The sequence below is a fragment of the Shimia sagamensis genome, assembly GCF_900182745.1.
Taxonomy (GTDB): domain Bacteria; phylum Pseudomonadota; class Alphaproteobacteria; order Rhodobacterales; family Rhodobacteraceae; genus Shimia; species Shimia sagamensis.
On record NZ_FXTY01000005.1, the window covers coordinates 378,469 to 390,600 of the forward strand.

At 57.5% G+C, this 12,132-nt stretch carries 14 protein-coding genes; 7 read left to right on the forward strand and 7 right to left on the reverse strand.

All coding sequences use genetic code 11. The features are described from left to right. Position 1: 1 nt before the first annotated feature. Entirely contained in the window at positions 2-424 is a 423-nt protein-coding gene (locus QOL67_RS15055) for a VOC family protein (RefSeq protein WP_283426789.1), read from the reverse strand. A gap of 145 nt (positions 425-569) precedes the next feature. Here QOL67_RS15055 and QOL67_RS15060 point away from each other — a divergent pair, with 145 nt between their 5' ends. Further along, a complete protein-coding gene (locus QOL67_RS15060) occupies positions 570-1,205 on the forward strand; it encodes a DUF3885 domain-containing protein (protein ID WP_283426790.1) in 636 nt (211 codons plus the stop codon). 1 nt (position 1,206) lies between these two features. Here the strand turns inward: QOL67_RS15060 and QOL67_RS15065 are convergent, their stop codons facing one another. The 4 genes from QOL67_RS15065 to QOL67_RS15080 all read right to left on the reverse strand — a co-directional run bounded on the left by QOL67_RS15065 (position 1,207) and on the right by QOL67_RS15080 (position 4,373). Beyond that, positions 1,207-1,803 (reverse strand): TetR/AcrR family transcriptional regulator, encoded by a 597-nt coding sequence (locus tag QOL67_RS15065; RefSeq protein WP_283426791.1) that lies wholly within the window; start codon positions 1,801-1,803, stop codon positions 1,207-1,209. Between the two features lie 33 nt (positions 1,804-1,836). Next, on the reverse strand, positions 1,837-2,361 hold the full coding sequence (locus QOL67_RS15070; RefSeq protein WP_283426792.1) for an SRPBCC family protein: 525 nt from the start codon (positions 2,359-2,361) through the stop codon (positions 1,837-1,839). 173 nt (positions 2,362-2,534) lie between these two features. Next, positions 2,535-3,017, reverse strand: a complete 483-nt coding sequence (locus QOL67_RS15075) for a hypothetical protein (RefSeq protein WP_283426793.1) — start codon at positions 3,015-3,017, stop codon at positions 2,535-2,537. A gap of 207 nt (positions 3,018-3,224) precedes the next feature. After that, the gene (locus QOL67_RS15080; RefSeq protein ID WP_430458958.1) at positions 3,225-4,373 is read right to left on the reverse strand and encodes a trans-sulfuration enzyme family protein; all 1,149 of its coding nucleotides are present in this window, start codon (positions 4,371-4,373) and stop codon (positions 3,225-3,227) included. Between the two features lie 80 nt (positions 4,374-4,453). Between QOL67_RS15080 and QOL67_RS15085 the strand changes: the two genes are divergently transcribed. From QOL67_RS15085 to xrtE, 3 genes are all read left to right on the forward strand, one after another. Continuing rightward, a complete protein-coding gene (locus QOL67_RS15085) occupies positions 4,454-5,002 on the forward strand; it encodes a pseudouridine synthase (RefSeq protein ID WP_283426795.1) in 549 nt (182 codons plus the stop codon). A gap of 103 nt (positions 5,003-5,105) precedes the next feature. After that, entirely contained in the window at positions 5,106-5,915 is an 810-nt protein-coding gene (locus tag QOL67_RS15090; RefSeq protein ID WP_283426796.1) for a division plane positioning ATPase MipZ, read from the forward strand. Positions 5,916-5,919: 4 nt separating this feature from the next. Beyond that, on the forward strand, positions 5,920-7,509 hold the full coding sequence (gene xrtE / locus QOL67_RS15095; RefSeq protein WP_283426797.1) for an exosortase E/protease, VPEID-CTERM system: 1,590 nt from the start codon (positions 5,920-5,922) through the stop codon (positions 7,507-7,509). A gap of 37 nt (positions 7,510-7,546) precedes the next feature. Here the strand turns inward: xrtE and QOL67_RS15100 are convergent, their stop codons facing one another. Together QOL67_RS15100 and QOL67_RS15105 are read right to left on the reverse strand one after the other, a co-directional pair. Continuing rightward, the gene (locus QOL67_RS15100) at positions 7,547-7,819 is read right to left on the reverse strand and encodes a VPEID-CTERM sorting domain-containing protein (RefSeq protein ID WP_283426798.1); all 273 of its coding nucleotides are present in this window, start codon (positions 7,817-7,819) and stop codon (positions 7,547-7,549) included. 204 nt (positions 7,820-8,023) lie between these two features. After that, positions 8,024-8,461 carry a MarR family winged helix-turn-helix transcriptional regulator gene (locus QOL67_RS15105; RefSeq protein WP_283426799.1) on the reverse strand — a complete coding sequence of 146 codons (438 nt, stop codon included), beginning with the start codon at positions 8,459-8,461 and terminating at the stop codon, positions 8,024-8,026. A gap of 79 nt (positions 8,462-8,540) precedes the next feature. Here QOL67_RS15105 and hmgA point away from each other — a divergent pair, with 79 nt between their 5' ends. The 3 genes from hmgA to fahA all read left to right on the forward strand — a co-directional run bounded on the left by hmgA (position 8,541) and on the right by fahA (position 12,127). Then, the gene (gene hmgA, locus QOL67_RS15110) at positions 8,541-9,896 is read left to right on the forward strand and encodes a homogentisate 1,2-dioxygenase (protein ID WP_283426800.1); all 1,356 of its coding nucleotides are present in this window, start codon (positions 8,541-8,543) and stop codon (positions 9,894-9,896) included. 92 nt (positions 9,897-9,988) lie between these two features. After that, entirely contained in the window at positions 9,989-10,840 is an 852-nt protein-coding gene (locus QOL67_RS15115) for an MBL fold metallo-hydrolase (RefSeq protein ID WP_283426801.1), read from the forward strand. A 21-nt stretch (positions 10,841-10,861) separates the two neighbouring features. Continuing rightward, positions 10,862-12,127, forward strand: a complete 1,266-nt coding sequence (gene fahA / locus QOL67_RS15120; RefSeq protein WP_283426802.1) for a fumarylacetoacetase — start codon at positions 10,862-10,864, stop codon at positions 12,125-12,127. Positions 12,128-12,132 lie beyond the last annotated feature (5 nt).

The following is a 12,132-nucleotide window of genomic DNA, read 5'->3' on the forward strand; positions in this document are numbered from 1 at the left end:
CTTACGCGCCGCCCACCTGCTGGTGCACCTCAACCACATTGCCCTCAGGGTCTTGGAAAAACACCTGATGCCATTCTTTGGCAAAGGCGGTGCCGTAGTCCGAGTACGGCACGCCGTTCTCTTCCAGCACTTTCAGAAACGCCGCCAGATCATCGGTGCGAAACGCAATATGCCCGCGGTCCACCGGATTGATCACCTGCCCGTTCACAAAAGCCACATCCAGCCGCCGCTCCGCCAGATGCATCTGCATATCCCCATCGGTGGCAAACCGAATTTTGCCGTCATAGCCGCTGCCTTCATCAGCCTCAGTGCGCGGAAACTCGTCTTGAGGAACATCGGCCAACCCCAGCACCTTGGTGTAAAAATCATGCAGCCGATCCACATCCTTGGAGACAAAGTTGATGTGGTGAAATTCAAGTTTCATGGGGCGGCTCCTGTGGGGCGGTCTTGATTTTCCCAGCATTGAGACAACACCAATGAGGGAGTGCAAGTCCAAAATCTGTAAGGCCACAGAAAGGATCGACACAACGAGTGATTGCACTCAGCAAACAACCTCTTAAGCTCCGCCCATGACCGACATCTTCGCCCCCTTTGACCACGCCTTCCCTTGCACGGAATTCTCGCACGCCCTGTTTTTTGATTGGGACCACGCCCTGCGGTTTGAGCTTGGCGGTGAAGGCGTCCCGACAACCCGTGCGCTTAAGCGTTTCAACCAAGCCCTGCACCGGGCCAGCACTGTGGCGGCGGCACTGTTCCAAAACACTGAAGAACTCTGGCTCCTAACATCTTACTACGGCGAAAAACCCAGGACCAAGAAACGCCTAAAGCAATTAAGACACTGCGGCCTCGACCCAGCCAACATCACCCATCTTGGCGCAGTTGCCCAAATTGACGAAGACTACATCGCAGAATTTGGCTGCGATCAGTTTCGGTTTTGGGACGCCTTCCAATTGACGGAGAAAAGCCAGCTGCAGGAGGTGCTCTGGTTGACTTTGGGTGCCGAACTTGGCGTCCACCCCAGGCTTACCATGGATGTGTACTTTGTGGATTTTGCGCAAAATCTAGTGCTGCATCCATATGACGACCGCGGCATGGATGTGGTGGCAATCAACAAAGACGCGCTGCTCCCTCTCTACCAACGGTTCGGAGACTGGCTTTTGGAGTGGAACCGCCCGGAAATGCGCTCCAATTTTGACGCCGAATGACCTAGGCCGCTTCCCCCGCCAAGCCAAACAACAACACCCGCGTATTCGCCGCCAGCCATTCCTCGGCATAAGCCTCATCATTGAGCACAGTCTTGCCGTCCGCCTTCATCGTGGCCGCATACATGATCTGATTGCCCAGCCGATCCAGCACCAAGCCGGTGATCAGCTGCACCTCCAGCTCCGCATCAACAAAGCCCGCCACCTGCGCCGCGCTCAAATAGGCCGCGAAGCCTTCGTGATACCGCGTTCCGCTGGCAACTCCCCGGTTCTCCCGCACCAGAATGCGGAACACCGGCGCCTGTGAAATCAACGCCCGAAACGTCTCCGAGATGAACATCTCCAACCGCAGCCGCATTTCCTCTGCCGTTTTTGGCGGCTTGGAAATCAACCGCAGCGGCACGTCAAACGTCGCTGCGGTGAACTCGTCAATGATGGCGTTGAACAACCCTTCTTTGGTGCCAAAGTAGTGGTGGATCATGGTCGAACTGGCATCCGCCATCTTGCAAATTTCACGCACCGAGGCCCCGGCATAGCCCCGGTCCGCAAACAACGTTTTGCCAGCGTCAATCAAGCGCGCTTTGATGGATGTGTCCTGCATGTGACCTCCCATTCCCGCGCACTGTCGCGCAGATCAGGCCGCGTGAGCCGCCGCCTCTGATTTGATTTTTTCTACCTTTCTGGGATGCGGTTGACCAGTCTCTACAAAGTGTTGAATTTCCTCAAGACTGCGGATGAACCCGGCATCCAGACCTTTGGTCAACATCCCGCGCATCGGTTTGGCAAACCATTTTGGCGTGGCATCCCCGATCCAAGTCACCTCGCAAGTTGCGTCATTGATCGCTCGCACAATCACCGTGGAGGTGTAGCCCTTCATTGGCATGGCTTTGGACCCCCTATGCAGGGTCACATCCACGCTGAGGGTCATTGCCTCCGAGTCAAACTGGGTCAGCACCTCTTCTTGGTACATTGGCGCAAACTTGTGGAACAGGTAGGAATAGCGCCCTTTTGCTGGCGCGCCGGGCAAGGCTGGGCCCTCGATGGCTTCCGCACGCGGGATCGCCGCCATCCAGCGGTTCACGGCGACAAAGTCGTCCCCAATCAACTTCCAGGCGGCGGAGGCAGGGGCTTTCACGGTGATTGAATTTTTGGAGGTCATTGCGCGGCCTTTCGATTGCACAGCATAATCTAACAATCGTTAGATATGATCGAAGGGTCGATCTGTCAACAGGGTCGCTAAAACGCACAGCGCAGGGTCACGCCCCACGGCGTCCCTGCAAAGCTTAGATATTGAGAAGTAACGTTGTGCGTCGTGGACGCCCGCCAGCTGTTTTAGCCTTTGGAGGCCTCGGCAGTCTGAACCACCTGTTGCTGAAACGGTGGTTCGCCAAAGCTGCGGAACTCGCCATTGTCCGCGTTAAACGCCCACCGAGCGACCAAAAGTTGATACTCTTTGGTGTAGAGATCCTGCTCGTGTTCATCTTCGGCAACGCGCATGCGCCAAGAGCCTTGCACCCGCGTTGGCAACCGCACGTCTTTGCGCTTGGGCGCCTTGGCCACGCGGTAATTGGCATTTTCCCACTTTCGCTTCAAAAGTGTCACCAACTCCGCCGCCTCCCGTTTCCGGCGACCCGCAAAGATCACGTCAATTTCCACGTCGTTCTGAACCAGCCCTTTGATGATCACATCTTGTCGGGAGTTCTTGGAAAACTTCGGAATCAAATTCACCACCAGCTCGGTTGGCGGCTTTTTAAACAGCCCCCCATCTTCGTAGGCTGGTGTAATCTTCGCTGGGTTTTCGATGCGTTTCTTCAAGGTCCTGGTCCACTGCTGCGTGGGGCTGTGCCCGTTCGTGCTGCGCCAATAGTCTTCCAAACGCCTTAACAATTGATTGGCATTCGGGGCAGATCGACGCAGTTTTTGGTGCGTCGATGCACAACCTCAGGTGCCAACCTCTCCAAATCGCCACCGTCGAAAAACAGCCGCGATACAGACGTGAAACCGACGTGCAAATCGGGGTGTTTACTGCCCCAACGCTTGCCCCAGATCGGCAATCAAATCCCCGGCATTTTCCGCCCCAACTGAAATCCGCAACAGCGTTTCAGGAATGCTGGTGTGCGGCTCAATGGTGTGGCGATGCTCCACCAGGCTCTCCACCCCACCCAGAGACGTGGCTCGATGGAAAAGCTTCATCTTTCCAGCCACTTGCAGAGCCGTTTCTTTGCCCCCCTTCACAAGGAACGACATCAGAAACCCAGCCCCGCCCGGCATCTGCGCCTTGGCCAATTCATGTTGCGGATGACTCTCGAGGCCAGGAAATAGAACACTGTCCACTTTGGGATGATCCTCCAGAAAATGCGCTATTTTCATGGCGTTATCCACCATGCGCTCCACCCGCAACGCCATCGTGCGCATGCCACGCAACAGCAGCCAGGCCTCAAACGGCCCCATCACCGCGCCCGCACTAGCGCGGTCCACTTCGATCTCTTCCCAGACCGGCGTGACTTCTTTTGTGACCAAAACGCCACCCAAGACATCTGAGTGCCCATTGATCACTTTGGTGGTCGAGTGCATCACAATATCTGCGCCCAATTTCAAAGGGTTGGTCAAGATCGGTGAGGCCGCCGTACTGTCTACGGCCAAGAGCGCGCCACAGCTTTCCGCCGCCTTTTTGGCTGCGGCCACGTCCGTCACCTTCAGCCAAGGATTGGACGGTGTCTCCACCCACACCACATCGGCCGGCCCTGTGGCGCAAACCGCTGCGAGCGCCGCTGCGTCACTCGCATCCACTTCATCGATAACAATCTGACGCCGCTCACAAAAATCCCGGATCCACTTGGTGGTGTTCCAGTAAATCCCGCTCTGCACAATCACCCGCCCCCCGGTGGGGACGGTGCGAAACAGCGCGGCAATTGCCGCCATGCCAGACGGGAACAACAACGCCGCCGCACCACCTTCCAGTTGCGCCAAAACCGCCTCAGCCTGACGCGCCACATCATTGTGCGGGCGCGCGTAAATGTTGTTTTGGTTCAGAGGGTTGTAATTCTCATCCCGCGCAAAGGTGGTTGCCGGTTGGATCGGTGGCACCACGCCCCCGCTTTGCTGATCAATCGCCCCGCCAGCCTGTGCCAACAGGGTTTCCGGCAACATGTCTTCAAAATCCATAGTCATCCCCTTGCGTTCTTACGGCGCACAAGAACGCAGCAACAGTAAACTTGCAACCCCAGCGCACGCCCGTGTAGGAGGTCCTCATGACCCGTGTGATACTCTTCAACAAACCCTTCGATGTGCTGTCGCAATTCACCGACAAAGGTCTTGAGGGCAGCACCCGCCGCACTTTGTCCGACTTCATCGACGTGCCCAAAGTCTATCCGGCAGGCCGCCTGGACCGTGACAGCGAGGGGCTAATGGTGTTGACCGACGATGGGAAATTGCAGGCCCGCATCGCGGACCCGCGCCACAAAATGGCGAAGACCTACTGGGTTCAAGTCGAAGGCACGCCAGACGACGCGGCGCTTGCCGCCCTGCGCACGGGGGTTGATCTCAAGGACGGCCGAACCAAACCGGCCAAAGTGCAACGTATTGATGAACCAGCCATTCTTTGGCCGCGTATACCGCCGATCCGGGTGCGAAAATCCATCCCAGACACGTGGATTTCCCTCACCATCCATGAAGGTCGCAACCGTCAAGTCCGCCGCATGACAGCCGCCGTAGGCCACCCAACACTGCGCCTAATTCGGGCACAAATTGGCGATTGGACCCTCGATGCGCTGGAAACCGGTGCGTGGCGCGATGCCTAGCGCATCAATCGCTTTTCCTGTGGATAATCACAACATATAGTAGACACCAACAAACCCGCGCCGTAAGAGCCGCGGCACTGAAACACGAGCAGGGACAACGGGCATGGCACATATCATTGTGGTCGGAAACGAGAAGGGCGGCGCGGGCAAATCCACCCTGTCGATGCATGTCGCCACCGCGCTGGCACGCATGGGTCATCGCGTGGGCGGAATCGACCTCGACCTACGGCAAAAGAGCTTTGGCAGTTACGTCGCCAACCGCCGGAAATTCCTGCAAAAAGCAGGGCTCGACCTGCCCAGCCCGGACTACCATGACTTGCCAGAAGTAGACCAAGCCGCGCTACAACCAGGTGAAAACATCTACGATCATCGCCTGTCTGCGGCAGTCTCGATGCTAGAGCCAAACAACGATTTTATCCTGATCGATTGCCCCGGTTCCCACACCCGTTTGAGCCAAGTGGCGCACTCCTTGGCCGACACGCTGGTGACTCCGTTGAACGACAGCTTTGTCGACTTTGACCTGCTTGCCAAAATTGATGCCGACGGCGAAAAAATCATCGGCCCTTCGGTCTATTCTGAAATGGTCTGGAATGCCCGCCAACTGCGCGCGCAGGCTGGCCTGAAACCGATCGACTGGATTGTCATGCGCAACCGCATGGGCGCGCAACAGATGGTCAACAAAGAGAAAATGGGCAAGGCGCTGGATCGTCTGGCCAAACGCATCGGCTTCCGTGTTGCGCCTGGCTTCAACGAGCGTGTTGTCTTTCGTGAGCTGTTTCCTCGCGGTCTGACCTTGCTTGATCTGCGCGACACCGGCGTGAAGCAACTCAACATCTCCAACGTCGCTGCCCGGCAGGAATTGCGCGAACTGATCAAAGCGCTGAATCTGCCCGGGGTATCAGTCGACTTCTAGGACCATGGGCACGCGCGGCCAAGCGGCACAGCCCACCGCGCGTCCAACGCGCCTGATGACCTTGGCTGCACTGGCCGTGGCCGAATTGCTGTTGGTCATCCTTGCCTATCAGGTCATGGCCTCTATTGAGTGCCGCCAAACCGAAATTGAGGCTGCCTGCCGCGCCCTGCGTTCTATGACCGCACGCGGCTTGGCGGTGATCACAGTAATGGCGCTGTATTTCTGGTTGCGCCCCACGGGCTATCGTGCGCTGGCGGACCGGGCCATCGCGCACCCTGGGCACCGTATCTGGATGCTGTTTCACCTTTTAGGCCTGGTGCTCATCTTTTTGCCGCTGCCCTTGTTTGGCACAGCAGAAATCTCCCACGCCTTCACACCAACTCTTATTTTCTTGACCATCGGTGGCCTTCTGACCGCCGCAGGTGCCATTTTCTGGGTCACACCTTTACGTGTTTGGCGCGATTGGATGCGCAATGACAGCTACCTGCTACCACTTGCCTTGTTCACAGGCTTTCTGACCCCCGACTTTGCCGACCTCATGCGCCCCCTGTGGGAATGGAGCACGCTCAGCAGCCTGACCTTCTTCCTTGTGTTTCTCGTCCTAACCCTCACCGGCTTTGACGTTGGCGTTCACCCGCCCACCTACGAAATTGGCGTCGAAGGGTTTTGGGTGCAAATCGCCAGCCAATGCTCCGGTGTCGAAGGCATTGCACTGATCACCATCTTTATGGGCTTTTACGCGGTCCTGATGCGCCCTGAATTGCGCCAAAAACGCTTCTGGTTGATTCTCTTCCCGCTTGCCGTGTTTGCGAGCTGGCTGTTCAATATCTTGCGCATCGCAATTCTGATTGTGATCGGCGCCCGCGTTTCACCCGAACACGCGCTCAACGGGTTTCACTCTTATGCGGGCTGGTTGATGTTCACCGCCTTGGCCCTGCTGATAGTGTTGATCGCCCATCTTGCGCAATGGCTGCACCGTACACCGCTGACAACTCATCCAACGGCCACCATCCGCCACGATCCCCTCGCGGCCAGGATTGTGCCGTTCATTGTAATGATGCTGTCGGGTGTATTTGTCTCTGCCTTTTGGCCCGATCCCGAAGCAGGCTATCCGGTTCGGGCAGCCCTTATGGCCCTGCCGCTGCTGTTTTTTCTTCCAGCCTTACGCGACCTGTGGCGCCGCCCGTCTATTGAAGCCGCACTTGTTGGTCTGGTCATCGGAGTCGCCTGGATCACCACAGCCGCAACGCAAGAACCGCCACAAGCTGAAACTCCGTCACTGCTCTGGATCTCCACACGCCTCCTTGGCACAATCCTTCTGGTACCAATTATCGAAGAGCTGTTCTTCCGCGGCTACCTTCTGCGCCGCTTGCACAGAGACACGCTGGTTTGGACCGTCCTTGCCGTAGGGGTGTCCAGCCTGCTGTTTGGCTTCATGCACGACCGTCTTCTCGCCGGAACGCTGGCCGGTGTGGCTTTCGGCCTGCTCTATTTGCGCCGATCAGAGACATCGGATGCCATCGTGGCACATATCGTGGCCAACGCGACCATCGCCATTGCCGCCCTGCTGACTGCAAAATGGGCGCTCATCTGAGCGCCCATCTAAATTTCCTCAGCCTGTTGAGACTGGCTTAATTTTGTTTTTGACGACGACGGCGCAGTTCCCAAACCAGCGCCAGCGTCGCAAGCACGGCTGCCACAGCCAAAAGGCCCGCACCCGCATCAATTTCCGGAACCGCATTGGACCCACCACCGGTGTTGCCACCGCCAGTGTCACCACCGCCCCACCAACGCCACCACCAGCCGGACCAGCCGCCCGAGTCCTGCGCAAAAGCAGCAGGAGCGCTCAGTGCCAAAGTAGTTGCCGCGAGAATTGCAGCGTTCATTTTGCTTTTAGGACCCATAAGAAAACTCCCGGACCTATCCATTAGTGTTAGCCTAGGGTGCCACATAGGCCCACGCCTACTCAAGCAAAATGCTGCAATTACACAGTAATATGCGTCATCACCGCGCCACTGTCCTCACAGGGGGGACAATGGCGCGCAACTCGCGAAACTGTCTCGACTATCCGCCAGCGCCACGCAATTCACCGCCCCGAATCGATTTTCTCAATCACGTCTAGCCAATTTGCCCAACATGCCCTTCAACACTCTCACTTCCTCCGCACTCAACTTGGTCTGCAAAGTGCCCTCATACTCCTGCGCCACGGCACGAAGATCTTGGTAAACCTTCTCACCTGCAGGCGTGAGCTCTAGCCACTCCAAACGCCGGTCTTCCTCACTCCGCGCTCTCGCCACCAACCGCCGGTCCGCCAACCGCTGCACTGCTCGGCTGACTTTGGTTTTGTGCACCTTGCCTTTCGCCCCAATCTCGGTAGCCGTCAGACGCCCAAATATCCCAAGGTGGAAAAGCACACGCCACTCGCTGCGCAACAGCCCGTAACGATCCTTGTAGACCTTTTGAAATCCAAGACTGGCCTCCTCTGCCGCCTGATTCAGCAGATATGGCAAAAACGCCTGCAAATCGAAGTCATCTGATTTTGTCATATTCCGCGCGTCCTCCTGCTTGTTGGTTACAAAAACAACTATTACCACCGCAACCAAATTCGAACTCTGGAGCGAACAGATGACCAAACACACAGTTCCGACCCGTATGCAAAAGGCCCCGTCCATGCCCGGCCCACATGAAGGGTACATGCCCGGCTTTGGCAACGACTATGAAACCGAGGCCCTGCTCGAGGCCCTGCCTCAAGGCATGAACAGCCCGCAGAAATGCAACTACGGGCTCTATGGTGAACAGCTCTCCGGTACGGCGTTCACCGCGGAAAATGTCGAACGTACATGGTGTTACCGCATTCGCCCGTCAGTAAAGCACAACAATCGCTACACCAAAATCGACATGCCGTATTGGCAGTCCGCCCCCAATGTTGATCCCGAATTGGGCAGCCTTGGCCAGTACCGCTGGGATCCGGTGCCGCACACCGAAGAGGCGCTGACTTGGATCACCGGTATGCGCACCATGACCACCGCCGGGGATGTGAATACCCAAGTTGGTATGGCGTCTCACACCTATCTCGTGAACACATCGATGGAAGATGAGTATTTCTTCTCTGCCGATTCCGAGTTGTTGGTGGTGCCACAAGAAGGTGTGCTGCGCTTTTCCACGGAACTGGGCATCATTGATCTGGAACCCAAAGAGATTGCCATCTTGCCCCGCGGGCTGGTGTATCGCGTCGAAGTGCTTGACGGCCCGGCCCGTGGCTTTGTGTGCGAAAACTATGGCCAAAAGTTTGAGCTGCCAGGCCGCGGCCCAATTGGTGCCAACTGTATGGCCAACCCACGCGACTTCAAAGCACCGGTAGCCGCTTATGAAGACCGCGAAGTGCCTTCCACAGTAACCGTGAAATGGTGTGGCCAATTCCACCGTGCCAACATTGATCAATCCCCACTGGACGTCGTGGCGTGGCACGGCAACTACGCGCCGGTGAAGTACGACCTGCGCACCTACTGCCCGGTTGGCGCCATCCTGTTTGACCACCCGGACCCGTCCATCTTCACAGTGTTGACCGCACCATCAGGGCAACCCGGCACCGCCAACATTGACTTTGTGCTGTTCCGCGAACGCTGGTTGGTAGCCGAGGACACCTTCCGTCCACCGTGGTACCACAAAAACATCATGTCCGAGCTGATGGGCAACATCTACGGCCAGTATGACGCCAAACCGGAAGGTTTCATTCCTGGCGGCATGAGCCTGCACAATATGATGATGCCGCACGGCCCGGACAGAAACGCGTTCGAAGGTGCGTCCAACGCCAATCTCGGACCAGACAAACTCAACAACACCATGTCGTTTATGTTTGAAACCCGCTTCCCGCAGCATATCACCCAATTTGCAGCCAATGAAGCGCCGGTGCAGGACAACTACATTGATTGTTGGGGAGACATCGAAAAGAAATTCGACGGCACACCGGGTAAAAAATGATGTAACGGTGCCCAATCGATGCACCTCCTACGTAGGGTGTGCCCTCGGGGCGCACCATTACCCGGAACCAACAACCACGGGAAACACTCCAGTTGAACCAAGTCACCCTTCTGGGCACCAAAGGCGGCCCTGCCATCCGGCCCGGCACCCGCATGCCCACCTCTATTCTGGTTGAGATGGACGGCATGACCATCCTTGTGGACGCAGGCCTTGGCGTGAGCCGAGGTCTCTGTGACGCAAGTGTGGCCCTGACCGATCTTGACGCGATCCTGATCACTCACCTGCATTCCGACCACTATCTGGAACTGGGTCCACTGCTGCACACCGCCTGGACAGCGGGCTTGAACAAAACCATCCCGATCTACGGCCCCCGAGGCCTCGATCACTATTGGGCCGGGTTCCTCAATGCCATGTCTTTTGATGTTGAACTGCGTCTGCGCGACGAAGGGCGTCCCGCGCTCGAGCCTTTGGCTGACATCCATGTACTGAAGCCGGGCAAAATGGACCTCGGCCCTCTCAAACTCACCACCATCCGCAACGAACATCCGCCGATCGCGGACAGCTATGCTTTGCGGTTTGACAGCGCGTCTCACAGCGTGGTGCTCTCCGGCGACACAGCCCCAATTGCAGACATGGTCGACCTCGCAAAAGGCGCCGACCTACTGGTGCATGAGGCCATGTTGTCGACCGGCATCGATGCCTTGTGCGCCCGTGTGGGCAACGGCGATGACCGTCTGCGCCTCCATTTGGAACGCAGCCACACCCCTGCCGCCGAAGCCGGCCGCATTGCTACAGAGGCTGGCGTCTCCCGCCTCGCCCTCAACCACCTCGTCCCCTGTGACGACCCCAACTTCACCGAGACGCATTGGCAGGAAGAAACTTCCCGCACCTGGTCCGGCCCACTCTTCATCGGCACCGACGGGATGAAAATCCCGCTGACCTGACCGCAACACAAGGAAACGCGCATGTCTTTGTTAAAATCCTGGATCGCAAGCGCCAACGACGCTGCTTGCCCCTTCCCACTCAACAACCTGCCGTATGGCGTCTTCTCCGTCGGCGATGGTGAACTGCGCTGTGGTACGGCCATTGGCGACCGCATCATCGATCTCACGGGGCTGGAAGAAATCAGCACCCTGCGCGCCGATCCGGACGCCGATGTTCTGGATGCCCCCTATTGGAACGACTTCATGGAGTTGGGCCCAGAGGCTTGGGCCACATACCGCGCCAAGCTTCAGAAAATGCTCTCAGCGGACGCCCCCGAGGACGTCCAGGAGGCTCTGACCTATTTTTCTCTGCCACTGGCAGACGCCACGCTGCACATGCCAATGGCGGTGAGTGAATACACCGATTTTTACGCCGGTCGTCACCACGCCACCAACGTTGGCACCATGTTCCGCGGCGCCGAAAACGCCCTACCGCCCAACTGGTTGCACATCCCCATTGGCTACAATGGTCGCGCCTCCTCCGTGGTGGTGTCTGGCACCGATGTCCGCCGTCCTTGGGGCCAGCTCAAATCCCCGGATCACGACACGCCCGCCTTCCTGCCGTGTCGTCGCTTCGACATCGAGCTGGAAATGGGCGCAATTGTTGGCCAGTTCTCCGACCACCCAGTGACCGTGCAAGAAGCCGACGACATGATCTTTGGCTACGTGCTGCTCAACGACTGGTCCGCGCGTGACATTCAAGCCTGGGAATACCAACCGCTTGGCCCGTTCCAAGCCAAAGCCACCGCCACCTCGATTTCTCCATGGATCGTGACCAAGGCTGCGCTGGAACCCTTCCGCACCGATACGCCCGAGCGCGAATTTGAGCTGCTCGATCACCTCAAAGACGTTGGCCCGATGCTCTACGACATCGACCTGTCGGTGAGCATGGCCCCCGAAGGCACAGAGGCAACCGAGATCGCCCGTACCAACTACAGTCAGATGTACTATTCCGCTGCGCAACAACTGGCGCATCACAGCACCTCTGGCTGCCCAATGAACGCAGGCGATCTGTTGGGCTCCGGCACCATCTCCGGCCCCACAAAACCGGAACGTGGCAGTCTTTTGGAACTCAGCTGGGGCGGAAAAGAACCGCTGACCCTTGATAGTGGTGAGACCCGTACCTTCATTGAAGATGGAGACACGCTCACCCTCCATGGCGCAGCCAAAGGAGACGGGTACACAATCGGATTTGGTGACTGTACCGGCACACTTTTGCCCGCGCTTTCGGACCCTTTCGAAAGGTAAGACCT